Here is a 26,361-nt window from a genome sequence, read left to right as displayed (position 1 = left end):
CGCAAGTCTCGCTGAATATCCTCTGACGGAGGGCACCGCGGGTGAGTTCGCACCAGCATAGGATGCCAGACTTCTGGCCCCTGTGTGGGTCGTGCCGCAGGGATGGGCGCTCCTGGCAGGATGTCCGGTTTCATCTGCTGATAAGGGCCCGTTCCCGCCTGCAGCGAACTTCCGCTTTCCGCCCTTCGTGTTGGTCACTTGAAGCAGAGACTACTTTGACATCGCGTTGCGCTCTGTTCCTGGGCCATCTCACGTAGAGAGGTTTGGTCTCATTCGGATGCGCCTGACAAAGCCCCAATGGAGCTTGATTGTGGATGCTGTGGATCCGGCTGTACGAAAGACGGCCGTTGAAACAGGGTATTAGCTTGCAGTTGACTAAACGTGGCATAACTGGGTGATGAAACGAACAATAAGAGCAACTCATGATCAATGTCGCGCCCCTTCCTCTCAGGACCGCCTCCGTCCCGCGGGAAACCGCTTTCTCCCACATGTCTAGGCTGGCGGCAGTAAATAAAGTGGACTTACGGGAATTCGGCATTGAACTGGGCATTCCCTTCCAGCGCATTCTGAACGGTGAACCGGATATGATCAGGACACTAGCCTTGTTGGGCGGGACTGATCACGAGTGCCTGCAACATTGGTCGGGAACAAAACTTGAAGGTCGTCGCCATGAGCTTTGCGGCGAAATCTATCCCGCAAAAACCATCCGCAGCCCTGAAATCCGGGGATGTCCCATCTGTCTGAAACAGGACGCCAGTGCATCGGAACGGTCACCAGAGCATTCGATGGCAATCCGCGGGCACTGGCTGGTTCCGCACGTGACTATCTGCCTTGCGCATAAGCACCCTCTTGTCCCGCTCTGGCGGGAGACCCAGCCCTTCGCGCGATATGACACCGTGACGCAATTCCGGTCTATCGCGCCAGCCATTGTTACCGGTGAGTTTGACTGCGAGATTCGTGAACTGACGGACTTCGACAAATGGCTGGAAGCCAGGCTGGTTGATGGGCCAGGAAACGGCTGGTTAGATCTGCATCCTCTGCACGCAGCCTCCACCTTCTGTTTTTTACTGGGAAGTGCCCGCATGCGTCATGAGACCACAGCGCCATCGGACGTCGACCCGGAGGATCGCTGGGCGCTACTACAAATGGGATATGAGGTCTCCCGGCATGGTCCAAAGTCTATCACGACCGCCTTGCAACGCTTGCAGGACCTACCCGGAGATCCACATCAGGGGCCAAAGGCAATTTATCCGGTTCTATATGACCGTTTGTCCCGAGACTACGCCGATATCCCTGAATATGCTCCCTTCCGTGCCATCCTGCGGGATCACCTGCTGGAAACTTGGCCTCTCAACGCCGGAGATGATCTGCTCGGGGAACCAGTGGAAAGGCGACGATTACATTCGGTGCGTTCGGCCTCCCGGGAAACAGGGATCGACCCACGCCGTATGCGGAAGATGCTCGAGAGCGCTGGAATCCTGAATGACGTCCGTCCCGACGCTTGGGCAGTGTTCGACGCGGATGCTGCCGCGCCCCTACTCGATTCACTGACGACCCTGCTGCCAGCAAAGTCATTTGCCGAAGGTCTCGGCATGTCACGATCCCAGTTCGACCGGCTGTCAGAGGATGGTGTCCTTGCTCCGAAGTTGGCAGACACCACCACGAAAAATATCTGGGATCCCCGGGAAGGGCAGGCCTTTATTGACAGCCTGCTTGCCGGAGCCGAGCCTCTCCGACAGGCCCAGCACGGATGGGAACACATCTCAAAATCTGCAGCACGATTGAAGATCCGACCCGGCGATATCGTAAAGGCAATCCAGCAAGGCCGGGTCCGACGGGTTGGGAATCATTCCGATTTCGATGGGTACAAGGCTATCTACGTCTATCACGACGAAGTTTCGGCGGCTCTCTCAGATGATGGGCCGGCCGCCATGTCTTTGGAGATTTTTGCAAAGACCGTGGGTGTCGGGCAGCCGGTATTTCTGAACCGACTTATCTCGAATGGACATACAACGGCGACCCCAATCCGGAACCCCCGAACCCGCGCCATGCAACGGTATTTCGCAGAGGTGGACTCGGTTCAGTTCCACGAGAAGTTCTACACATACCGGACCATGTCCAGAGCGCATGGAAGATCCTGGCAACAGATGTCCGCCTTACTTGCTGCCGCTGGCGTTTACCCGTTCAGCCCTGATGGCATTGATTATGGAAAGCTCTTTCTCCGGGCGGAGGTGGACTCAGCAGTCGGTTACGACTGCGGATAAACTCCAAGAGGTGGGCGGGGCTGAATGCTCCGCCTTCCTTGTTTACAGTTTCGTAGCGAACCATTCCGGTTCGGCAGTACAGCTGAATTGCGAAGTATGATGCCGAGCAGGACCGCTATTAAAGGATCGTGCGCCCGCTTCTCGTTTCACTGCTTGCAGTACTAAATTACCGATGAGCATGCCGCGTATTTCCACGAACGGTATTTCACGCCGCGCACGATGCTCCTGTCCTTAGACATAAGCTGGCAGAAGCTGTCCTCCAAAGTGAGGGCCCCGATCGGTCAACCCATTCTCCCCCGTTGGGAAAGAGTATGGGAATGTCTACCTGCGCTCAGACATACCGACGGACCTTTAAGCGCTCTTTACTGCATCGGAAAAAAGGAAAAGAGCGAAGGCGCCGCTTCTTTTCCCATTTTTTTCAGTGAGTTGTGACTGAGTCGATGTAGAAACCCAAGCACCTCCAAGGTTTTGCGCACGCTTTTAAGTTTTCTTTGCGCACGCTTCTCCTTGGACTGCCTACTGTGGGACCCACCAATAAATGTCCACTATTTGACTTCAAGTACAATCTAATCATTGATTTTATTGAGCAAATTTTTGAGCAAAACACGCTGGGGCGGCCGTTTTGTCCACTCCACCCATTTCAAATGACCATCGAAAGTTCGAAAAAAATGCCGCCCGAAGGCGGCATTTCAAATATTGGTCGGAGACCCGGCAGATCGTCGATCAAGGGATCCTGAAATATGCGTCCTCCGACAAGCCCGGCGGCGGGGATTCGAGAACGCGCTTGATCTCGGCAACGTCGACAACGATTGCACCGAACCCTTCATGGCCAGAAAGTCGAAACACTCGGTCAAGGTGACGGCCAAACAAAAGTTCCAAGATCACCTTGAGGCTCACCCGAGTTCGTTCCGCTGATTTCGCAAGGGGTACGCAGCCTTCAAGAGGGCCTTCAATTTCCAAGAATTGCTCTCGTAAATCAGCCAAGAGTTTCTTGATACTGCGACCGTCGATTGCCTTTCCAACTTTACTCTTCAATTCTCCATGGTCCTGTATCCGGGTCAGGATTCCGAGTTCGATAAGAATGGCGACGACAGGCCGGGATGTGGTAAGAATGCTGGGCACTTGCGTGACCGGAACAGCATATTTTACCTCACTGACAAGATCACGTGCCCGCGCATAATCAACGACAGTATGACCCGCATTTTGGGAACCGTTCCGGTCCTCGACCAGCCCCGCAACCTGCAGGATGTTGCGTAAAGTGGACGGGTGAATAAATTCGGTTTTGGCGATGGCGTTAATACTGCTCAAGCGCGGCTCTGTCACAGGTTCACCCAGCAGGTTCTGGCCGGCGATCAGTGGGACGTTCTCCAAGATTACGTTACGCAACAGCAGCCAGATCGGCCCCGGATCTTTTGACAAACGGCTTGCGGACAACCAGCTGTAGAGCATCCCAAAGGCCTTCTTAGGCCGCGGCTGCGCCTCCTGACGGGTGCTGGTATCCAGAGTATCCAAGAGAAATTGTGACACGGCCCCCTCACCTTCTGAAACCAGTTTCCACCCCGCCCGTCCGGCCTCGTCCCACATGGGCAATGTCATCGTAGCGGCCTGCTGTTTTGGTCCAAAAGCCAGCAAACCACCGAGCATTTCTGTCGCACGCGACGCTTGATCGATGTCCTGGCCATCAAGCCACTCCGGGCCCGTCTGCCCCTCAAGACGGCGTGCAATATAAACTTGCAAATCGGAAGGAGCCTTAGGCTCAGTATCGGGTGGGGAAACCAGCTCCGCTTCGATCGCAGCACCCATACCTTGCAGCTCGTGCAATTGGTCATCCCATTTGCCCAGCCGAATATCCCGAAGCGGCACCCCATGAGTGGCGCAGGTCCGCACCGCAGCCAAGCGCCACGCCAAACGATGACGAAGTGCGACATCGGTGCGGTCACGGCCCGCCTGATCCTCAGCCAAACAGAAAGGACAGATGCGGGTTTCGACGCCCGTCGTGAACTCAGCCGAGAATTCATGTCCGCGCAGCGTAAAACGACGCGCGCCAATCGCCGTGATGGTATTGTGAAACACCGGTGCAGGGTCCTGCCCTGCCATCTCACAGAGGCGCATGACGGCCTCAGGCAATCCACGCACAAAATCAACGGCGGGGATCCGCAGGTCATTTAGAAACGGGACCAAGCGGCCTCCCGTATGGAAGGCCGCTTGGCGCGCTGCCCAAGACAGCGGCGTTTCATCGGCGATGAAGGGGATGTGAGGAAACAACTTGCTCATGTGGCTCTCCGGTTGCGGGAGGTTCGACGCGGCTTCTCGTCCTCTTCCGGGTCCGTCTCGATCAACCAGTAGTGCTCGACAAAGAAGACGTTCTCCGATGCCGAACAGGATTCCTGCATCGCGTAGGCCGAGGCGAAATGCCCGATTTCGAGATGACTATCTTCGTTCTCGATCGCGAACTCGAGCGCCAGCAACAGCAGCTCTACCGCCCGCCCAAAACAATACCGGGCACCGTGGAACACCCGTCCGACCAAGTCGGTCTCCATCGGAGCGTGAACTTCGACACGCTGGCAATAATGTTCCATGATCTGGCAAAAATTCTCGCCGTCGGATTGTTCGGTGAGTTCGGGTAGGACAATGGACGTAAAGCGACGCTTTACCTGCTGGTCACTTCGGATCACGGTCGCGAGGTCTTTCGTGCCGGACAAGATGATCGTGATGGCATGTTCACCCTGCATCAGCGATTTCAGTGCCCGCAGGATCAGGTTGCGATCAGCACAGAACAAGTCCTGAGCCTCGTCGATCCAGATCACGCTGATCTCCAGCTCGGCCAAGCGATAGCGCAAATCCTGGAACAGCGACCAGGCCTCCTGCCGTTTACTCTGCACAGGGTACCCAGACACCTTCAGCAACTCGCCCATCATACTCTTGAAGGTCGCGGGACTGGGCACCACGCAACCAATGTACCGCGGAGTGCCATCTTCTTGCGGCCGCAACATCGGCAATTTATCGAGCGTGCGATTGACGAGATGGGATTTACCGCTCCCGGGCTCTCCAATCACCATCACGCCACGCGTTTCACGGGTCTTGGTGAACCGTTTTGCGACAGGCGTCCGATGACCCGCAGCGTCCTTCTCGAAAAGCCGCTCGATATGGGACGCGGCTTCCGCGTCCCGATCCGTTCCAATATGCAGTTCACGCAGAGCCTCGAGAGCCTGCTCGGCAGTGTGTTGATCCATCATGATCACTCCTTCTCGAAGGTGATGGACGACGCCGACGAGCCGCCGTTCAGGCCTTTGCGGTCAGCTTGCACTTCGGTGTCGTCGCCGACATCGCCGGTCAAATCGTCAAGCGAAGGCAGCTCGCTCCCAAGCTTGCCTTTGGCCTTGGATGGCGCTTTCGGCTCGTAGAATTTCACACCTGCAAGAATGTTCTTCTCCTCACGCACGAACCGATCCTCGGACCAATCCTCCAGGTTCAGCCCTGCCTTCGCCATCGCCACTTCGTTCCGAGCCTTGATGGCCAAAATAGCTTCCCGGACGACTGCATTGTTCAGCCGATCCGCCTTCGGGTTGCCGGCGCGCACATGCCGCACAGCAGTCAGCCAGGTTTGTGCCGCAACGCCCTGGAGGGACGCGTCTTGGGAGGGAACGTTGCACCACTCTTCCCCCATCAGCACCGAAATCGCGCCTACATCTTTGGGATGCCAGCGAACCTTGACGGTCCCAGGGTTCTTCCGACGGAAATGCTTCTGGAGAAGTTCAGATTGGTAAGTCACACCGAGAACGGTGATGCCTGCTTTGTCCAACCGGTACTCGCGCTCCTGCCCGAAGCAAATCCGCATCATTTCGGAGTCTGGCGGCGGGGTGACACCATACAGCTTGTTCAGGCGCCGCCAGGCCTGAACCGGCGTCTCGTTGTCAAGACCGGAATGCTCTGTGTTGTGGTAGATCTCGACAACCCAGCGGATCAGCGCAAAAGTCAGATCATCCAATGTCAATGCTGCGCGCTTTTCCGGGTCCGCATCACCTTTCTCCATGATGCCGCGGAACGTATGCCCCGAAAGGCGGGAGGCAAAGTCACCTGAGCAGGTATTGAAAAATCGCTCGATGGTGCCGCGGTTCTCAGGGACGCCGTTCATCGCCATCTCCCACATCACGCCGAGATCTTCGGCGGCCATCCGAAACCGCAAAGATTTGAACGCCGGGCCACCATCAAAGACAATTAGCTCTGGGGTGCCGTGCATGTCCCAAGGTGTATGGGCACCCACAGCGTCTGCCCAGGCCCCCTTGTCCGTTGTGATCATCTGCAACAACTGGACTGCGGCCTCTGCGTTCGGGGCGCGACTAAGCACCAACCCGACAATGCACCGGGAGGCACAACAAATCGCGGCGGTCAGGGTCCACCGAGCCGTCTTTTTCCGCTTGATCTTTCCCGTCTTCGGATCCTGGTGCTCTTCAAAATACAAACCGAGCGAATGCTTCTCCTCATCGGTAAAGAGCCCATAGATGTCGGTGCTCTCCAACAAAGTCTGCGCATCGACCGTCCATTCGTCGATCTCTACCCGTTCCAGAGGACGCGTCACGGAAAGACCTGTTGTGACAGGGCGATACTTCTTGCGCGCGGCTGCAGCGCCGTTGCGCTTCAATTCCACCAGAAACGGGTCCAGGGAACGCACCGCAAGCCGAATGGTTTCCCGGCTCGGCGCTTTCATCTTAGGCTTACCTTGCGCTTCGCGTTCCGCATTTTCTTTTTCAAAGGAAAGCTTTACGCCCTCGGCGATCGTCTTAATGGTGGGCTTGTCCGGCGACATGTAGCCCCGGACCCCTTCCATCATCAGCGCGTACTCGCTTGATGAGAGACGAGAACCGCGGTTTCCGCGTGCGGAAACCCGATCGAGATGCCCAATCAGCCCAAACTTGTTGACTTCAGCGAGCCATCGGCGCAGCGTTCGTGGCGAGGGAACCTTGGCGAAGTTTTCGGACTTCCGAAACTTCTTACCAGGCTCGGGCAAGTCATCGGGTGCAATGTCCATTACGCGGTCGAGAAGGAGAGCCTTGTTGGCTTTGATCGACGTGTCCGTAAACGTCATCAGACCCTCGGCATGGAGCCCCAGTGCAACCTGACAGTACAAATCCTTCTTGGTGAGACGGCGCCCGGGACGCCCGGTCAAAGCCGAAATCGATGTGTGGGTAGACATCAGCCGTTTACTTGCCGCAGACGGATTGAAGTAATCGCGTTCGACCCGAATACGGCTCTGCTGACCGAAACGTGCGAGATCTGCGTGCGCGAATTGCTGACAAAGCCCGCTCGCGTCGTCCCGGCGGAGAAGGTAGCCGACTTCGGTTTCCATTTCGACTTGGAAGGCGAGATTATCGATCGACACACGGTCGAATTGTCCGAAGGCGTAGCGGGCGTTGGCAGTGCTAAACGAGATATCCATGGTGTATCCTTTCGTGGGATCTGGGCTGCGTGAGGCAGCACTGATGAATGCGATGGCCGCTTGGCCTCGCCGGTCGGGTAGCTTTGGGGGTTGAAGCGGCCTCAGGTTTCCGGTCTTCCGCATTGTAAACCTGAGGCTTCGCTATAGGTGGTGCCTACGAAGGGCTGCCCAACAACTCGTTCAGGGGCGGCTTTTGTTCGCCCTGAACCAGAGTAAGACCGAGAGGCACACGTGTTGCGATGTCAATTGCGGCAACCACATTGAGGCGCTGCAAACGCAGGCTTTTGTTGGACAACTGATTTCGTTTGACACCCACTTCCGCGAGAAGCGTGGCAAGATCATACTGCTGGTTGCTGATTTCGGCATCTGCGCCAGTCTTCACACGAAGCTTGGCCTTACCAGTATGTTTGAAACGATACTTAGACATCTTCAGACCTCCTTCGCCTTGAAAACCATCGCATCATGGGAGATGCGCTCATAGCCGAGCGTCTTCAGATGCCCGGAACGGATCAGACGCACCAAGGCCCGAAACCCCATGCCCTCAAGGCGGGTCTTCTCGATGAGATCGCCAATACGGACGACCCCGGTCATGGACCGCACCACGTCCTCGGCAACGGGGTCGCCGAAGCAGTCCGGGCGCCGCACCGAGTGAAAAAGGCGGGCGTTGAAAAGCTCAACGGAGCAGACGTCGCCCTCCGTGAACAGACGGAAATCATCGAGCACGCCCTGCGAAATCGCCTGGGCTTTGATCCGCGCCAGTTCGATCAGGTACTTTTGGCCGACACGCTCAATGGGGCGCACCGCGTATCCTGTCACAGTTTCATCCCGGCGGACAACGACGATGTCGATGAAGTGGTTGTGGAGTTCCCCAAACTCATCGAACCACTCAAAGCGAACCTGTTCGACGATCTCCTTGGTGTCAGGACGATACGCCAAGACCATCGCGCAATTCGCTTCAAGATGGCTTTCAAGGCCATGACGGGCCCCATGGCCCTCGCCAAAGACAATGCCCCCGGTGAAGTGCTGCGTGGAGCCCACTTGCGTCTTGCGGTCGCCACGATGGGGTTCAGGTAGGCGGATACCGCCGGAGAGAGAAAGATCAGACATCGTTGAATTCCAATAATCATCAGGTGCCACTTCCCGCTCAGCCGGAAAGCGTGTGACCTTCTGGATCCGCCCTTTAAAGCCAGCCTGTATGTGCCCTCCCGGGTTTCAGCTTGGTCGGCGTTGGGCAGACCTTTCCCGTGGCGACAAATGCGTCGCGGAAAGAAGATCGTCATGTTCTGGAAGCATCGGAGTCCTTGAAACCGACCCGTTTGGGTGATAAGTTTATGAACATGTAAGGTAGACTTCGGTCTTCCAAGAGAGAGAGAGCGGTCTGTTGGCGCAGATCGCTTTATTCGGTTCTTGCTACATTGTCAGTTCCTCCTGTGTTGCGACGATGAGTATTTGGTAGCTACCGACTTGGGTTGAAAAAAGACTTTTTCTTTTTCCGACAATTGGTTAGCGTTAGGCATCACCCATCGGGTTGCGAAAAATAAACATACGGATTCTTTCCGATCGTCGCAGGCACATCACTTGGTGCAAATTCGTACTTCCCGACCTGCAGTTCACCAAGATCTTGCGATTCCAATAGACAAGTTCGCAAGATGACATTGGCCGAAAATGCATCTTCACACGGGAAATTATCCAGAATTACCATAGCGTTCACCCTGGTGATCGCGTCAGTTTCAGAGAATCACTCCACAGTTATGAGGGTGCTCCCATGCGACGGGGCAGCACAATCTTGGACAGGCAATTTTGTTGTGGATTCGACAGCCATTGTTACGCTCTTCATTCTCAAGTCTCGGTTCCAACCGCCTAAAGTGTGGTTGGGTGGGTTCACGTCATATGAACCGTATAAGCTGAAGCGAGATATGAATGCTGTTTTGTGTCATGGCCCAAACATAGGAACCACACCCACTCCTCCACAAGGTTTCTTAAGGGCGGAAAGCACAGAGCGCCGCGAGGCGTTGCCTATGAGCAACACATTTTGGAATAATGCACAAGCACTCTTGCAACCCCTTGTCGAGGTCAGACATAATTTTCCCTATCAGGGCAGATTCGCCAATCCGTTTCTGATAGGGAAGCTTGTTACGAAGTGCGATGGGCACCTGACCACGTGCCAAAAGAAGCTAAAGTTTCTGAAAATATCTTTTGCGCAGAATCTTGAACTTGTAGAAGACCCTCCCCACTGGAAATGCGTATTCTTTCCTTGTGAGCTATGTTCGATGGCGTCGTGAAATACCTTGAGCAGACCCGCCCTTGTGGCCGCATCGGCCTTCACCGACATGCTTGTCATCTTCAGCTGTGACAGTCAGCACCGACAGCACAGGCCTACGACGAAGATCAGTCCGTTGGCGCGGCCCGCCTGATGTGCTCGAGAAGTTGCTGGAAGACAGCATCGCTGTAGCGACCACCCTTAAAAAAGTTGGCGAATTGGCAAACGAGCTGGATGTTCCCGCGGACATACCCTAGGTCGGAGTTGATCCGGTCAGGCGATACTAGGAAATTCTTGTGAAAGGGAGTTCTCTCTTCTCCGTCATAGAGCATTGTGCAACCCGTTAACTTGCAGTTCCTGCTCTCATCAAGAAGCTCGATAATATGATGCACAAGTTCCTGGTCCGTCATGTCCGTGAACTGTCTTTGATCCGACGGTTTACCAGCTGTCCATTGGAGCGCCTGATGGTATCCTTGATCGTAAAGACCATTCTGCGAAGAGCCTCCTCCTTCCCGGCAGTGTGAAGTGTCCCACCCTGGTGCGAAATCGCACCATGCTCATCCGGCCGCTCCCAGGAACCCAGCACCCAGATGAAGCTGCGTGCGTCAATTAGACGAACAGGGACTTTCGCCTGCCGGGAGAGCTCTTTTCCGATCGCATCTAGCGTAACAATAAGAGACCGGTAATTACTCCAAGAACACCTCCTATTGAGCGTCAAATCGGCCCCCACGGTTCAGGTCTTAGTAGTTACGGCAATACTGCTTCAGGGTGTGACCTTCAGGGCAGATGTATTGTTCGTTCTCGGCATCCCACTCGAAGTCAGTCGGCGTATTGGTTACGTTGTTGCTCCCGAACTTGTCGAACACAGCGATGTGGGGCGCGATCTCAAGATCAAACAGCCAGCCTTCTTGAGGTGCAGATAATCAAATGGTTCCAAACGCGCTATGCCGTTCACAGCCGATGCGAAGCGGTGAAACTACTCGCTCATAGAGCTCTCTATCGAAGCTCACAGCTCAGACATGCATGATCCCGAAAAGAAGGTAGCATTGTACCATCATAGCCTTGTTGAGGCACCCCATGCCATAGCGCATTCAAAATTGCCTCCTCGACTGCTTCCACCGTGGCGACGAAAAACGCGTCCATACAGCGTTCATCCAATCGTTTTGCGTCATGGATATCAGCGCTGTCTCGGCTAACGCTGTTTGCGGTTGTGAACGCGAGAGCGATGTCGCCGCTTTGATGGCCAATGTGGCTGCCCAAACGGCCAAGCGCTGCGGAGCTTCGACGGGCCATCCGCGTCAATTGGCGCGACCCCATCGGGGCGTCAGTCGCAAGAACAATGATGATTGACCCACGGTCGGGATCGTCATTGCACTGCTCGGCCAGGGGCGGCAACTGACGCCCCAAAACCCGCAGCGCGGATTGCTGGCCGAAGTTTGACAGGACCAGCGCGCCAAGGGAGAACCCGGCGCCGCTTGCAAGCCTTACTTGCCGCGATGCCGAACCCAGACCGCCGGCATAGCCAAACGTTTTCATCCCGCTGCCCGCGCCCACAGTGCCCTGCGCAAAGCGGGTTCCACAGGCGTTCAGTGCGGCCTCTGCCTGCGCCTCACCTATGGCCAGCGCCTGAATGTCGTTAACCTTGCCATCGTTGCACTCCAACGACAGCGGGTTAACCGTGCATAAGCTGCGCCCAATCTCGGGATTCGATGCGACGGCCCGCCGGATGAGCGCTGTGCTACAGGGGCCGACACCAAAAGTATTGGTCAACAGGATCGGCGTTTCGATCTCACCCAGTTCAGCCAGTTGTACCAAACCAACACTTTTGCCAAAACCATTGATAACCGATAGCCCCGCCGTAACAGGTTGCCGGAACATATCCCCCCCATGCGGCATGACCGCAGTCACGCCGGTACATCGGCCCTCCCCCCGCACATCGGTATTTCCAACTTGAACGCCGGGAACGTCGCAAATCGTGTTGTCCGCGCCCGTGGGCAGAGTCCACCACGTTGCGCAATCAAATGAATGTCGCATGATCTGCTCCGCTTAGCTGTCATCAAGTTTGGGGTCCAACGCATCGCGCAGGCCATCCCCAAGGATGTTAAAACACAGGACGGTGAGGAAGATTGCCAGCCCGGGGAAGAAGGTCAGATGCCATTCACCGGCAAGCATATATTCCCGCCCGGTTGCAAGCATGGCACCCCACTCGGCAATCGAAGGCTCCACACCCAGGCCGATGAAGGACAGGCTGGTGGCAGTCAGAATAGATGTGCCAATCCGCATGGTAAAATAGACGATAACCGCGCCGAGCACGCCCGGTAGAATATGTCTGAACATGATGATCCAATTCGATGCACCCGCCGCACGCGCCGCTTCGACATAGGTCGATTCCTTTAAGCTGAGGGTACCTGAGCGCACGATCCGCGCGAAAGCAGGCACACTAAACACCGCCACAGCGATGATGACGTTGGTCAGCCCCGCACCCAGAATGGCCACGATTCCAATCGCTAGCAGGATACCGGGGAAAGCGAATAGAACATCGGAAATCCGCATAACCACGGAATCGAGCCACCCGCCGTAGTACCCCGCAAAAAGGCCGGCGACGATGCCAATCACCGCCCCGATGGTCACCGAAACAAAGCCGATGTACATCGACAGTTTCGCCCCATTCAAAATCCGCGCAAAGATATCGCGTCCGAATTCATCAGTTCCAGCCCAATGCAGCAGCGACGGGCCTTCAAGCGTATTCTTATAGTCAAACTGGTCTGGCCCGAAGGGCAGGATCCACGGCGCCAGCACACCGCCGAGCAGCATTAGCAACAGGAAACCCCCGGCAATCATCGCGCCATAGCGGGTCGAGAAACGGCGACGGAATTCAACGAGTGGTGAGCGCGCGGTCTTTTCGGCACGGGCCGGCGGCCCGCTCATCGGGTCTGCAATATCAGTCATGGCGCGCTCCTATTTGTAGCGAATAGCGGGGTTGATGAAGCCGTACAGCATGTCCACCGCCAGATTGATTAAGAGGAATTGCAGCGAAAACAGCATGATCTCGGATTGCACGACCGCGTAGTCACGAAAGTTGATTGCATCCAGCAGCAGCGAGCCGAGCCCCGGCCAGCGGAACACTTTTTCCACCACGATGGAGCCGCCGAGCAAAAAGCCGAATTGCAACCCTGCCATGGTCACGACGGGGATCAAAGCATTGCGCAGAGCATGCTTCCATACGACGATACGCTCTTTTAGCCCCTTGGCGCGGGCGGTTCGAATAAAATCCTCCCGCGCGACGTCGATCACGGCAGAGCGTGTAAAGCGAGCCATGACGGCTGCCACACCTGCCCCCAAGGTAAGCGACGGCAGAATGAGGTCGGATGGCTCATCAAAACCGCTGGTCCCCAGCCATCCCAGATTGACCGAGAACAGCTGCATCAACAGCAGACCGAGCCAGAAGTTCGGCATGGAGATCCCCGACACAGCGGCGAACATCCCTACATGGTCACCCGCGCTGCCCCGGCGCACCGCTGAGATCACCCCGGCAATCAGGCCAAAGAGCACCGACCATGTCAGCGCGGAAACCGATAGCCAGAAAGTCGGCATAAAGGCGCGTCCGATCATCTGCGAGACCGGCTCACCGGTGCGGAGTGACGTACCAAGGTCCAGTGTGACAAGGTTGCCAATGAAGTTAACGTATTGCGTCCAGAGCGGCGCATCGAGGTTCAGCGCCCGGCGGATGGATTCCACCTCAGCCTGCGTTGCCGTTTCACCGGCCAGCAAACGCGCCGGATCCCCGGGCAGCGCATGTACGAAAAGGAAGACGAAGATCGAGATCAGGAAGAGCACCGGCACCATCGCGGCGAGCCTGCGGAGAAAGTAGTTTAGCATGTGACGGACTCGTAGTTCTGGACCGGCGCATGCAGCGCCGGGCCGGTTTCGGGTATCAGGTCTTATTCGTAGGCGGCTTTGGCATATTGCATGGTGCCATCAGGCATCTGGAAGACGCCGGTCAAACCTTTCTTGCGCCCGGCCATCTTGTTCTCAATGGCTAGCCAAACGACAGGGGAATCTTCCCAGATCTGCTTTTGCGCTATGGCATAGGCGTCTCCACGCGCTTCAGCATCGCCCGTATTCAGCGCGTCCTGAATGGATTTGTCGACAGTCTCATTCGAATAGAACGCCATGTTATAGATTTTGGGAATCCACCCTTCGGTCGCGTAGACCGGACGGAGATGCCAATCCGCATCCCCGGTCGAGGGGGACCAACCGCCCATCAACATATCAAAGGTCGCGGTCTCGGGATCCATGGAAGAAAAGACCTTCTCTGACCGAGTAGCGCCTTCCATCGGCACGATCTTCACCTTCACGTTGATCTGCGACAACTGCTGCTGAAGGAACTGAAGCATCCGCACGCCAGTGGAGTTGTTAATGCCCCAAATTTCGATCTCGAAACCGTCTTCATAGCCGGCCTCTTTCATCAGGGCGCGCGCCTGATCGAGATCGGTTTCGAGCGGTGTCTGGGCCTCATAAAACCGAGTGTCGGGCGCGATGGGGCTGTCAGGCACGATGCCATGGCCCGAGTAGACCACATCGACAAAGGCTTGCTGATCAATGGCAAGGTTAAAGGCCTTGCGCACGCGCACGTCTTGGAAGTGCTCTTTTTTGGTGTTCATCGAGGCTGTCCAGACTGTGATACCCGGCACTTCAAGAACCTCATGGCTATCAGCACTGTTCACACGCTCGGCTAGTTCGGCAGGCAGCACATGGATGAACTGAATCTCATCCGAAAGCATCATGGAAACGCGCGTCGCGCTTTCAGTGACCGGGTAGAACGTGACTTTGTCCACTTTGGGCCAATCGCTGTCCCAGTACTCGTCGTTCTTTTCCACGACCACCCTCTCGCCGGGAACCCATTCCTTAAAGATAAAGGGGCCGGTGCCGACCGGATTGCGATCCACGTCTTTGCCCAGTTCTTCGAGAGCTTTGGGGCTGTGGATCACGACCGACGGGTGGGCGACTGTGTTGATCATCGCGCCGAAAGGCTCTTTGAGGTTCAGCACAACAGTGTAGTCATCGGGCGTCTCGACGGTGTCGACCACTTTGAAAAGGCTGTTTTTGGCAAGGTTCTGCGACTGATCTGCAAGCCGGTCAAAGTTGGCTTTGACGGCTGATGCGTTGAACGGCGTGCCATCATGAAATTTTACCCCTTCGCGCAGCTTGAAGGTAAAGGTTTTCGCGTCTGCGCTGCCTTCCCATTCGGTGGCAAGCTGCGGGACCAGTTTCATATTCTTGTCAAAGGTTATTAGGCGCTCCAACACGCCACTGGCGACTGAATAGTCGACGTTATAGTTGGAGTTATGCGGGTCCATGCGTTGGAAAATCTGATCCATCGCGATGTTTAGGTCCGCCGCCGCCAGCGACGTGCCAAGTGCGGAACTGGCCAGCAGCATGGCACTCAGCGCGGTGCGTTTGAAAAACGATGTCATGTCGGAAATCCTCTCGTTGTTGGCAGGTCGGTCGGTTTTTATGAATTAGGCGGCTTCTGTGTCGGCCGCAGGATCGCGTGCGACCAGATGACCGGGGGCTACCTCCATCATCTCGTGAATGGCAGGCGGTTGGCCGATAGGCCGCACCGGACTGGGCACTTCGCCGGTGATAAGCGGTCGGCTGCGCTGCCGGATCGAAGGATCCGGCACGGGCGCTGCGGCCATGAGCCGCTGCGTATAGGCGTGCTGAGGGTTCTCAAAAACCGCGCGCCGGGGTCCACTTTCGACGATTTGCCCCAGGTACATCACAGCGACACGCTGGCTAATGCGTTCGACCACCGCCATGTCATGGCTGATGAAGAGATAGGCCAGACCAAAGCGTTTCTGCAGATCCATCATCAGGTTGATCACCTGCGCCTGTACCGAAACATCAAGCGCCGAAACCGCTTCATCCGCGATAATGAGTTTAGGATCAGTGCCCAAAGCGCGGGCAATGGCGATACGCTGACGCTGTCCCCCTGAGAAAGCATGCGGATAGCGGCTGGCATGATCTGCGCTCAGCCCTACCTCTTCAAGCAGCCACACCGCCTTATCAAAAGCGTTTTGCTTGGTCTCAAGGCCATGCAGCAACATTGGCTCCGCGATGGAGTAGCCCACCGTCAGTCTCGGGTTAAGCGAGGCGTAGGGATCCTGAAAGATAAACTGCACCTCCCGGCGCAATCTTTGCAATTCAGAGGTCGAAAGCTGCGTGAGGTCTTCGCCGGCAAAGGTCAGCCGGGTCGACGACGCCTCGACCAGTTGCAAGATCGACCGCCCCGTGGTCGATTTCCCACAACCGGATTCACCGACCAGTCCGAGCGTTTCTCCTGGCCAAATATCTAAATCAAGCTTCTCTACCGCGTGGACCCGCTTTTTAACCCGACCAAACAGACCTTCACCGATATCGAAACGAGTGGTCAACCCGCGCACCGACAACAGCGGCGGCGCGCTGTAGTCAATTGCGGTGGTCGGGGTCAGTTCGATTTTTGTTTCATCCTGACCCGGAATAGCAAAGGGCTGCGGTGTATCGGTGCCGCGCATCGACCCCAGCCGCGGCACGGCTTTGAGCAAGGCTTGGGTATATGGGTGCTGCGGGGCGTTGAAGATGGTCTCGACGTCGCCCTCTTCTACCTTTTCGCCGCGATACATGACGATAACGCGATCAGCGATCTCGGCCACCACGCCCATGTCATGGGTGATGAAAAGAACTGACATGTTCTCTTCGTCCTGCAATTCGCGGATCAGTCGCAAGATTTGCGCCTGTATCGTAACGTCCAGCGCGGTGGTAGGCTCATCCGCGATCAGCAATTGCGGGCGGCAGGACAGGGCCATCGCAATCATCACACGTTGCCGCATCCCGCCTGAAAGCTGATGCGGATGGCGCTTCATTACCTGTGCGGCGTCCGGAATGCGCACCTTGTTAAGGGTCTCAAGCGCGATGGCACGGGCCTCGCTCCGGCTTTTATTTTGGTGGGTTACCACAGCTTCGACGATCTGATCCCCAATGGTAAAGACGGGGTTGAGCGAGGTCATGGGCTCTTGGAAAATCATCGCGATATCATCGCCGCGCATCAAACGCGCGCTCTCCATATCAAGATTGCCGATATCAATCACGCTGTCGTCGCGTTTGCGAAAGGAGATATCTCCGCCCACAATCCGCCCACCGCCAAATTCGACCAGTCGCATAACCGACAGAGCGCTGACTGATTTGCCTGAGCCGGATTCTCCGACAATCGCGACAGTCTCGCCTTTATTGACGTGCAGGTTCAGCTTTTTTACAGCGCGCATCTCTGAACCGGGCTTGCCAAAACGGACATCAAGGTCCGCGATTTCGAGCAGTCGGTTCGATTGCATAAGACATGTTCTCCCACGGCGCTTGTGCATTGACGCAATAGAAACCGCCGATCCGAGCAGAGACCAACGCCAAAACGGCATTGACTATGCATATTCGGCATAGTTCTACCCTTGTGGGATGGCAGCATTCGTGGAGAGGTACTGATATGGATATCAAATGGATCGAGGACTATCTGGTTCTAGCCCGAGCCCGGAACTTCTCCAGAGCGTCTGACGAGCGCAACGTCACGCAACCTGCCTTCAGCCGTCGGATACGGGCGCTTGAAACATGGCTTGGCGTGCCGCTGTTTGACCGCCGCACCTATCCGGTCACCCTGACGGAACAAGGTCGAGCCTTCCGCGAGACAGCGGAACTGGTCCTATCTTCCCTCCATACGGACCGCGCCGAGTTCTTACAGCAGGTTCATCACTCTCGTCCCGACTTGCGCATCGCGGCGGCAACCACGCTGAACCTCAATTTCATACCCGAATGGCTCAAAAGCCTTGAGCCGCAAACGGGGCATTTGACCACTCATATTTCTACGCAGAACTTCCACGATATGGTGCAGCAACTCGCCGACGGCATGGTGGATCTTGTGATGCAATACGCCCATGCCGATGCGCCGCTACTGTTTGAGCAATCGCGCTTCGACTCACGCGTTTTGGCGCATGACTTGCTGATTATGACGTCCCCGGTCGATGCCGCGGGGGCGCCGCTTTTTGATCCGAGCAAAGCTGGCCCCGAGCATCCACCCCTGCCCTATATGGGCTACTCAAGCGATGGATATTTCGCTGATATTGAAGCATTGCTTCTGAACCGCCACCTGGAAACCGGGCTCGCACTTGAACGGTTGGGCCAAAGCCCCACCTCCGAAGTGCTCAAGCGTATGGCCTTGTCCCACGGTGCCCTTGCTCTGCTCCCCGAAAGCTGCGCGCGGGATGCGCTTGACCAGGGGCAGTTGGTCCGGGTCGGCGGTGAGGATTGGGCGACTACGCTCGAAGTGCGGCTCTATCGTTTGCGCGGCAGCAGAGGCGCTGCGGTTCGCAAGATATGGCGGGCCACCACCCCCATCGAAGAAAACAACACCCTCAAGGGAGAAAAAGCATGAAAATCTTCATCTCGGTCGATATCGAAGGGATCGCAGGCGTGAGCGAACAACTGCAAGGCCAGCGCGGCAATCCTGAATACGAAGTAGCGCGGCGGCTGATGACACAAGAGGCAAACGCTGCAATTGCAGGTGCTTTTGACGGCGGTGCGACATCGGTCACTGTGGCGGACTCGCACGGTCCAATGCGCAATATGATCGCCGAGGAGCTTGATTATCGGGCCGAGTTGGTTTCAGGCAAACCTCGACCGCTTTCGATGATCCAGGGGCTTACAGAAGCCTACAGCGGCGTCGTGCTCATCGGATATCACGGCGCGGCAGGAGAGTTTGGCGTGCTTGCCCATACGATCTCTGGGCTGGCCTTTGCCGAAATCCGCATGAACGGAGAGGTTGTCGGCGAGCCAACCCTCTTTGCCGGTTACGCCACCGAGATTGGCGTCCCGCTGCTTGCGGCAAGTGGCGACGACCACCTATGCAAAGAGATCGCGCATCAATTTCCCCATGCCATTCAAATCACGACGAAGACGGCACTCGGCGCGCACGCCAGTAAGAGCCTTTCTCCCGCCGTGTCGCGGAAGCGTATTCAAGAAGCGGTCACCAAAGCGGTACAGACTGCTGACGACACTAATTTATCACAACCCTGCACGCCACCATTGACTGTAGAAGTCCGAATGATGCGCCAGCTTTATGCCGACGCTGCCGCGCTTCTTCCACAGATTGAGCGCTTGTCCGCAAATCATATTCGATTCACAGCGGTCAATCATACTGAAGCGATCGGCACACTTTCCGCGCTCGCCTTGATGGCTTCGGCGTTATAAAAACAACAATGTTTAGGCTAAATTCTTATAAAGTGATCTCATAGGGCATCTCACCTTGTATCTAAGGTGAATCCGCTAGCTTCAAAATAGGACCAGCGTTCGTCCTCCCGTCTGGCCCGCGCCAAGGCTTGTTATCCGAATATACAGTGGCTACCGATGTCCGGAATGGCGAGCCGCGCTCCGGCATGGGTTCCTGCCCACCAATGACATCATTGGGCCGAACCCGCCGAATGTGATGTATCGGATGGCATTGCTCGATTTCATTGTCGCCAGCATCGATCGCCCTGTGAAGCTGTTTATAAAAATGTCCAAGCCGGGCCAGCAACTTACAGCGATGCATCAAAGAAATTGGCGACTTCACAACTAAGACCTTCCTGCATGACATTGAACGGCAGGTGTAAACTCAAGGGCGTTGAGCTCACCGCCCCTGTGCGGCAGCCAAGGGCTGACGCCACAAACGGAAACGGTCCATCGCTGACCTTGATGGAACTCGTGTCGAATGTCAGGAATAAAACCTTGCCTCCCTATGCAGCCGTAGCATTTAGCGCAATCGCGCCTCGGCGCGCACTGGAAATTTTAACCATTCTTGCCTTTTACCAGGAACCTAGGTTGCAGCAGCGCAGTTCCCCAAAATCGATTAATCTTCACTACTTCAGAGTTTAAAGTGCCGAATATGCAGCCGTAGCTAGAAGACAACTCCTAGTGGCGATCTGCTTGTTCGTTGAGCTTAATCAAAGGCACCATCGGTGTCGTGGGACTGGTGGCTGATGATGTTCCGCGTGAATGGGGAGGACACGATCTGGACGGCCGGTCAGTCTCTGATGATCCTGCGCCCGAAGAAGCGCGTGAACATGAGCAGCCTGGCACTCTACGAGTACCTCTCGAACGACACCGTCCAGGAATACATCAAGTCGATCACCGGCGGCGCTGCCATCCAGACCCTTGCGATGAAAGACCTCAAAGGGTTTGCGATCCCCCTGCGGGATGAAGAGACCGTGCGGTCCATTTAGGAGAGTTTTGCAGAGCGGCAAGCGATCTTCGATGAGATCGATGAGATGAAACTGAAAGAGGTGCGCAGCCGCGGATGGCCGCATGACCTCCTGCGAACTGACGGCTGAACAAGAGGCGCAGTATCCACAGGTATTCGACAGAAAACCATTTCAATCTATTGGGGTAGCCCCCTACATTGAAGTTGAAGGCCGGATTGTGGATTTGAGCCAGGCGAAAATAATAAAGTATGAAAGACCGATAGAGAAAAATGGCTGACACGATTGAAAAGACCCTTTTTGCCGCAGCTGACAAAATGCGCGGCGCCATGGACCCCGGTGAATACAAGCATGTGGCCCTGGGCCTGATCTTCCTGCGGTATGTCTCTGCGGCCTTCGAGGCCAAGCGCGAAGAGTTTTCCAAGGACGAATACATCGACCTCGAGGATCACGAGGAGTACGCCGCCGAGAACGTGTTCTGGGTGCCGGAAAAGGCCCGTTGGTCCCGCCTTGCGGCCAACGCCAAGGCAAATGACATCGGCGTGCAGGTAGATGACGCCATGCGCGAAATCGAGAAGTCGAACCCCACGCTGAAGGATGCCCTTCCCAAGGTCTACGGCAAAGCCGATCTTGACCGGTCCATCGTTACCGGCCTGATCGAGATGTTCACCAACCTGCAGCTTCACGGCACCCGATCGGACTTCGACCTGATCGGGCGGATCTACGAATACTTCATCGGCGAGTTCGCGACATCCGAGGGCAAGCGCGGCGGCGAGTTCTACACCCCACGCTCGATCGTCTCAGTCATGGTGGAAATGATGGAGCCGACCCATGGTCGCGTCTATGATCCGTGCTGTGGCTCCGGCGGCTTCTTCGTCCAATCGGAAAAGTTCATCTCTGCCCATCAGGGACGTGTGGATGACATCGCGGTCTATGGGCAGGAACGTAACCCCGCCACCTTCCGTCTGGCGCGCATGAACCTCGCCATTCGCGGGATCTTTGGTGATATCCGCTGGAACCCCGAAGGCACCCTCCTGAAGAACGCCTTCCCCGATGACCGGTTCGACTTCATCCTGGCGAACCCGCCGTTCAACATCTCGGACTGGAACGGTGAGATGCTGCGCGAAGATCATCGGTGGTTTTACGGCGCTCCACCCGTTAGTAATGCAAACTTTGCATGGATGCAGCATATCCATCATCACCTGTCAGCAAACGGCATTGGCGGTGTGGTCATGGCGAATGGCTCCATGTCGTCCATGCAGTCGGGCGAAGGTGACATCCGTCAGGCCATGGTGCAGGGCGACGCGGTGGATGCCGTGGTGGCGCTTCCGGGGCAGTTGTTCTTCGGGACGCAGATCCCGGCCTGTATCTGGATCCTTGCCAAAGACAAGTCGAACGGAACGGCTAATGGCGAGAAGCTGCGCGATCGCCGTGGTGAGGTGCTCTTTATCGACGCCCGCAAGATGGGCGCCCTGGTGCCGGGATCGCGCAAGCAAAAGGAGCTGTCGGACGACGAGATCAAGAAGATCGCCGATACCTACCATGCGTGGCGTGGGGAAAAATCGGCCGGCATGTATGTGGAAGAACCGGGGTTCTGTGCATCGGCCGAGATGGATGAGATCCGCAAGCACAACTTCGTCATGACGCCGGGCCGGTATGTCGGCGCGGGGGCGATTGAAGATGACGGCGAGCCTTTCGAGGAGAAGTTCGAGCGCCTGACGGGGGATCTACGGGAGCAGTTTGCTGAGGGACGGCGGCTGGAGGCCGAGATCGAGGCGAAGCTGGGGAGCTTGGTATGACTACGCTGGACAGCCTCTGCGCCGCAATTGTCGATTGTGAGCACAAGACAGCCCCCAAGGAGGAAGTTGGCCATCCTTCTATTCGTACGACCGACATCAAGAATGGGCGGATTGACTTTGACAATGCCAACCGCGTTTCAGACCCGACCTACGATGCCTGGACAAAGCGCCGCCGCCCGATGCCCGGTGATCTCATCCTTGCACGAGAGGCCCCCGTTGGAGAAGTGGGTTTCATTCCAGAAGGGGTTTTCCCTGTTCTCGGTCAGAGAACCGTTTTGATCTCACCAGATCACGACAAAGTATCAGCTCGATACCTACATTACTTGTTGATCTCGCCCTCAATCCAACACGAAATTCAGGTGCGGTCTTCCGGCTCTACCGTTCATCACCTAAACATGAAAGATATCAGGGAGCTGTCGCTACCCCAACTCCCGAAACGCCAAGTTCAGGATGAGATTGCAAGTCTCCTCGGCGCCCTTGACGATAAGATCGAGTTGAACCGCCGCATGTCGGCCACCCTCGAAGAGATGGCGCGCAGCCTATATCGGTCCTGGTTTATCGATTTCGATCCTGTGCATGCCAAAATGGAAGGCCGCCAGCCCGCCTTCTTGGACGAGGCCACCGCGGCACTCTTCCCTGATCGCTTTGGGGAGGATGGGCTGCCGGAGGGGTGGAGACAGAACCGCTTAGGTAATCTCCTAACCCTTAATTATGGAAAGGCGTTAAAAAAAGCCATCCGAGTTGCAGGCCCGTTCAGCGTATATGGATCGGGCGGAAGCGATAGTACTCATGAGAAAGCGCTTGTCACTCAGCCAACGATTATTGTCGGTCGAAAAGGTACTGTAGGAAACATTTTTTGGGAACCTAATGGATGCTGGCCTATCGACACCACGTACTATGTCACAACCGACTTACCTTTGGTCTACGTGCTGCATGTCTTGGAAACACTACCCCTTTCTGAAATGAACACCGACGCGGCAGTGCCTGGGTTGAATCGAGAGAACGCATATCGACTAGAAGTTCCATTCCCTTCCACTGAAATCATTGCGCAGTTCGATGCATCAGTTGGAAGCATTCGAACGAAAATGGATCTTTTGAAAGAGCAAGATCAAACCCTTTCCGCCCTCCGCGATAGCCTCCTGCCCAAACTCATGTCCGGAGAACTCCGCGTCGGCGACGCCCGTGAACAGATCGAGGAGGTTGCCTGATGGCCTTTGCATCCGAAGACGATCTGGAACAATGGGCCTTGGGCGAACTCCAGGGCCTCGGCTTCACCTATCTTCATGGCTCGGCCCTTTCACCCGAAGCCGGCGATCCGGTCCGTGAAAGCTTCCATGATGTTCTCATCCTCGGGCGCCTCGATGCCGCGATCCACAGGTTGAACCCGCATCTACCGGACGACGCTGTCCGCACGGCGATCAACGAAATCCGCGACACCAAGTTTGCAGGCGATCTTCTGTCTGAAAACCGCCGCATCCATGATGTGATCGTCGGAGGCGTGCCCGTATCCTGGTTCGAAGGGGGAGAGCAGAAGAACGACATCGCGCGTATCGTCGACTGGGAAAACAAGGACAACGACTGGCTGGTGGTCAATCAGTTCGAGGTCGTCGGCAAATCCGCCCGTCGGCCCGACGTGATCATCTTCCTGAATGGTCTGCCGATCATCGTGATTGAGCTAAAGGGGACTGAAACCGGCAGCCTGAAAGGCGCGTTCAACCAGATCGAGACCTACAAGTCCCAGGTGCCGGATCTGTTCCGCACCAATGCGTTGAACGTCATCTCCGAGGGGGTGACCGCCCGCTACGCCTCTCTTTCGGCCAACTTCGATCGCTATATGCGCTGGCGCACCATCGATGGCGAAACGCTGGTCGAGGATGGAACGGCTCTTGCTCTTCAGACCTTGATGGAGGGCCTGCTCAACCAGGATGTCATCCTCGAGATGATGAGGTTCTGCACGGTATTCGAGGACGAGGGCAAAGGCCCGATCAAGAAGATTGCCGGCTACCATCAGTTCCACGCTGTCAGAAAAGGCGTGAAGGCCGTTCTCGACGCCCGCGGCGAAGATGGGCGCGGCGGAGTCATGTGGCACACCCAGGGCTCTGGAAAGTCGCTTCTGATGTCATTCCTTGCCGGCCGCCTGATGCGCGATCCCCGGCTCGAGAACCCGACCCTTGTGGTGATCACGGACCGGAACGATCTCGACAACCAGCTCTTCGCGACCTTCTCGCGCTGTGCAGCCCTCTTCGGGGAAGCGCCGGTTCAGGCCGAAGATGTACCCGATCTCCGCAAGAAGCTTGCCGACCGCCAGGTGGGCGGGATGATCTTTGCCACCATCCAGAAATTCCGCCCTCCCAAAGGGGAGATCGACTTCGGCGAGCTAACCGATCGCTCCAATGTCATTGTCTTCGCCGATGAAGCCCACCGGTCTCAGTATGGGTTCGACGCCAAGGTGAACAGGGAAACCGGTGAAACCAAATACGGCTTTGCCCACCACCTGAGAACGGCTCTACCGAATGCGGTCTATGTCGGCTTCACGGGGACACCCATCGACCTTGTGGGGGCAGACACCCAGGCCGTCTTCGGGGATTATATCGACGTCTATGACATCGCCCAGGCGGTATCGGACGGTGCAACGGTACCGATTTACTATGAAGGGCGCGTCGCCAAGATCGAATTGGCGGAGGACATCGGCGAGATTGTCGATGCCGAGTTCGAAGAGATCATTGAGGAGGCCGAGGCGGACGGTGTCGAATTCGACGAAGCGAGCCGCGGCGCGATGTCTTCGAAATGGACACAGCTTGAAAAGCTCGTCGGCGCCGAGCCCCGCCTGAATGCGGTTGTACAGGATATCCTGACGCATTTCGATGCACGCCTCGAGGCCATGGATGGCGGCAAGGCGATGATCGTCTGCATGTCCCGTCGGATTTGTGTCGAGGTCTATGAACGTATCGTGGCCGCCCGCCCTGACTGGCATTCGGATGAAGATGCCAAGGGGACTGTCAAGGTCGTCATGACCGGCGCCGCACAGGATCCGGCAGAGTTCCAGCCGCACATCAGGTCCAAAGCGCGCCTTGAAACCCTGCGCACCCGCTATCGCGACCCTTCGGATGAGTTGAAGCTCGTGATCGTGCGCGACATGTGGCTGACCGGCTTTGATGCGCCCTGTATGCATACGCTTTACGTGGACAAGCCGATGAAAGGCCATGGCCTCATGCAGGCCATCACCCGGATCAACAGGGTCTTTGGCTCCAAACCCGCCGGCCTTGTTGTGGACTACATCGGCTTGGCGGCGGATCTGAAGAAGGCCTTGAAGCACTATTCGAATGCAGATCAGAAACAGACGGGTGTCAGCCAGGATGAGGCGGTCCACGCCCTGCATACCCAGCTCGACATCATGCGCGGGATGTTCTTTGCCGTTCCCTATATGGATGCGGTGAACGGGACGGCGGCCGACCGGATCAGGATCTTGCCGATTGCGATCGAGCATGCCCTCACCTTGAAGGTTGACGGCAAGGAAGCCGTGAACCGCGAGGACTCCAAGAAGCGGTTCATGAAGGCCATCGCAGGGCTGGTGAAAGCCTTCCGTATTGCCGCAGGGACCCATGAAGCTGCGGCTGCCAAGGACGAGGTCGGGTTCTTCGTCGCCATCCAGTCCGCCATTCGCAAAATGGATGCTTCGACCAGAACGGCCCGAACTGCAGAAGATGCCGAAATGGCGATCTCACAACTGCTGAACCGGGCCGTGGCCTCAACGGAAGTGATCGACATCCTGGAAGCCGCTGGCATCGACAAACCGGACATCAGCGTCTTGTCCGAAGACTTCCTTCTGGGGTTGCAGAATACGCCGCACAAGAACCTGGCTGTAGAAGCCCTGAAAAAGCTTCTGAATGGCGAGATCCGCTCCCGCACCCGGACCAACAGGACGCAGAACGAGGCGTTCTCCAAGCGCCTGCAGGACGCCATGGCGCGGTATCACAACCGCAGCATCGACGCGGTGCAGGTCATCAAGGAAATGATCGATATGGCGCGACAACTCCAGGAGCAGCCAGAGGACGGTCTGACCGCGGAGGAAGTCGCCTTTTACGATGCTCTGGCGCAAAACGAGAGTGCGCGTGACCTTATGGGCAATGAGGAATTGCGGGTGATTGCCCAGGAACTGGTGAACGCCGTGCAGGCAACGTCATCGGTGGACTGGTGGCGCAAGCAGAATGTCAGGACGAAGATGCGGGTCACGATCCGCAGGATCCTGAAGAAACACGGGTTCCCGCCAGATCTGCAGGCAGAATCCGTGAAGAAGGTTCTGCAGCAGGCGGAAGTGTTGGCAAAGGAATTTGCGTGAGCG

The 26,361-nt window shown here is 56.5% G+C and carries 19 protein-coding genes and 1 pseudogene; 8 read left to right on the top strand and 12 right to left on the bottom strand.

Annotated features, from left to right (window positions below; all coding sequences use genetic code 11):
* Positions 1-422: 422 nt before the first annotated feature.
* Complete coding sequence (locus J7392_RS09210; RefSeq protein WP_209217271.1) at positions 423-2,264, top strand: TniQ family protein; 1,842 nt, start codon at positions 423-425, stop codon at positions 2,262-2,264.
* Positions 2,265-2,987: 723 nt separating this feature from the next.
* Here the strand turns inward: J7392_RS09210 and J7392_RS09205 are convergent.
* The 12 genes and pseudogenes from J7392_RS09205 to J7392_RS09155 form a co-directional block, all read right to left on the bottom strand.
* The gene (locus J7392_RS09205) at positions 2,988-4,538 is read right to left on the bottom strand and encodes a TniQ family protein (RefSeq protein WP_209217270.1); all 1,551 of its coding nucleotides are present in this window, start codon (positions 4,536-4,538) and stop codon (positions 2,988-2,990) included.
* Positions 4,535-5,500 (bottom strand): TniB family NTP-binding protein, encoded by a 966-nt coding sequence (locus J7392_RS09200; RefSeq protein WP_209217269.1) that lies wholly within the window; start codon positions 5,498-5,500, stop codon positions 4,535-4,537. The genes J7392_RS09205 and J7392_RS09200 overlap by 4 nt, the downstream gene beginning before the upstream one ends.
* Positions 5,501-5,502: 2 nt before the next feature.
* The gene (locus J7392_RS09195) at positions 5,503-7,701 is read right to left on the bottom strand and encodes a Mu transposase C-terminal domain-containing protein (RefSeq protein WP_209217268.1); all 2,199 of its coding nucleotides are present in this window, start codon (positions 7,699-7,701) and stop codon (positions 5,503-5,505) included.
* 154 nt (positions 7,702-7,855) lie between these two features.
* The gene (locus J7392_RS09190; RefSeq protein WP_209217267.1) at positions 7,856-8,128 is read right to left on the bottom strand and encodes a hypothetical protein; all 273 of its coding nucleotides are present in this window, start codon (positions 8,126-8,128) and stop codon (positions 7,856-7,858) included.
* Positions 8,129-8,130: 2 nt separating this feature from the next.
* The gene (locus J7392_RS09185; RefSeq protein WP_209217266.1) at positions 8,131-8,808 is read right to left on the bottom strand and encodes a hypothetical protein; all 678 of its coding nucleotides are present in this window, start codon (positions 8,806-8,808) and stop codon (positions 8,131-8,133) included.
* Between the two features lie 409 nt (positions 8,809-9,217).
* Positions 9,218-9,403: a hypothetical protein gene (locus J7392_RS09180; protein ID WP_209217265.1), complete on the bottom strand. Its 186-nt coding sequence runs from the start codon at positions 9,401-9,403 to the stop codon at positions 9,218-9,220.
* A 1,301-nt stretch (positions 9,404-10,704) separates the two neighbouring features.
* Positions 10,705-10,905, bottom strand: a pseudogene (locus J7392_RS24215) (IS5/IS1182 family transposase); the annotation flags it as partial.
* Positions 10,906-10,957: 52 nt separating this feature from the next.
* A complete protein-coding gene (locus tag J7392_RS09175) occupies positions 10,958-11,995 on the bottom strand; it encodes a P1 family peptidase (RefSeq protein ID WP_209217264.1) in 1,038 nt (345 codons plus the stop codon).
* Between the two features lie 12 nt (positions 11,996-12,007).
* Positions 12,008-12,910, bottom strand: coding sequence for an ABC transporter permease subunit (locus tag J7392_RS09170; RefSeq protein WP_168612735.1), 903 nt, complete (start codon positions 12,908-12,910; stop codon positions 12,008-12,010).
* A 9-nt stretch (positions 12,911-12,919) separates the two neighbouring features.
* Positions 12,920-13,840: an ABC transporter permease subunit gene (locus J7392_RS09165; protein ID WP_209217263.1), complete on the bottom strand. Its 921-nt coding sequence runs from the start codon at positions 13,838-13,840 to the stop codon at positions 12,920-12,922.
* Between the two features lie 62 nt (positions 13,841-13,902).
* A complete protein-coding gene (locus J7392_RS09160; RefSeq protein ID WP_209217262.1) occupies positions 13,903-15,438 on the bottom strand; it encodes a glutathione ABC transporter substrate-binding protein in 1,536 nt (511 codons plus the stop codon).
* A gap of 45 nt (positions 15,439-15,483) precedes the next feature.
* Positions 15,484-17,361: a dipeptide ABC transporter ATP-binding protein gene (locus J7392_RS09155; protein ID WP_209217261.1), complete on the bottom strand. Its 1,878-nt coding sequence runs from the start codon at positions 17,359-17,361 to the stop codon at positions 15,484-15,486.
* Between the two features lie 116 nt (positions 17,362-17,477).
* On the opposite strand from J7392_RS09155, the gene J7392_RS09150 reads away from it, so the two are divergent.
* The 7 genes from J7392_RS09150 to J7392_RS09120 all read left to right on the top strand — a co-directional run bounded on the left by J7392_RS09150 (position 17,478) and on the right by J7392_RS09120 (position 26,358).
* Complete coding sequence (locus J7392_RS09150) at positions 17,478-18,419, top strand: LysR family transcriptional regulator (protein ID WP_209217260.1); 942 nt, start codon at positions 17,478-17,480, stop codon at positions 18,417-18,419.
* Positions 18,416-19,234, top strand: a complete 819-nt coding sequence (locus J7392_RS09145; RefSeq protein WP_209217259.1) for a M55 family metallopeptidase — start codon at positions 18,416-18,418, stop codon at positions 19,232-19,234. Before J7392_RS09150 ends, J7392_RS09145 begins: the two co-directional genes overlap by 4 nt.
* A 746-nt stretch (positions 19,235-19,980) precedes the next feature.
* Complete coding sequence (locus J7392_RS09140; RefSeq protein WP_209217258.1) at positions 19,981-20,244, top strand: hypothetical protein; 264 nt, start codon at positions 19,981-19,983, stop codon at positions 20,242-20,244.
* A gap of 82 nt (positions 20,245-20,326) precedes the next feature.
* Positions 20,327-20,500, top strand: a complete 174-nt coding sequence (locus tag J7392_RS09135) for a hypothetical protein (RefSeq protein ID WP_209217257.1) — start codon at positions 20,327-20,329, stop codon at positions 20,498-20,500.
* Entirely contained in the window at positions 20,493-22,019 is a 1,527-nt protein-coding gene (locus J7392_RS09130; protein WP_209217256.1) for a class I SAM-dependent DNA methyltransferase, read from the top strand. Before J7392_RS09135 ends, J7392_RS09130 begins: the two co-directional genes overlap by 8 nt.
* Positions 22,016-23,227: a restriction endonuclease subunit S gene (locus tag J7392_RS09125; protein WP_209217255.1), complete on the top strand. Its 1,212-nt coding sequence runs from the start codon at positions 22,016-22,018 to the stop codon at positions 23,225-23,227. Before J7392_RS09130 ends, J7392_RS09125 begins: the two co-directional genes overlap by 4 nt.
* Positions 23,227-26,358 carry a type I restriction endonuclease subunit R gene (locus J7392_RS09120; RefSeq protein ID WP_209217254.1) on the top strand — a complete coding sequence of 1,044 codons (3,132 nt, stop codon included), beginning with the start codon at positions 23,227-23,229 and terminating at the stop codon, positions 26,356-26,358. The genes J7392_RS09125 and J7392_RS09120 overlap by 1 nt, the downstream gene beginning before the upstream one ends.
* The last annotated feature ends 3 nt before the right edge of the window (positions 26,359-26,361 follow it).

The organism is Sulfitobacter sp. R18_1 (genome assembly GCF_017743915.1).
GTDB lineage: Bacteria > Pseudomonadota > Alphaproteobacteria > Rhodobacterales > Rhodobacteraceae > Sulfitobacter > Sulfitobacter faviae.
This window is presented reverse-complemented; position numbering and strand designations above follow the sequence as displayed.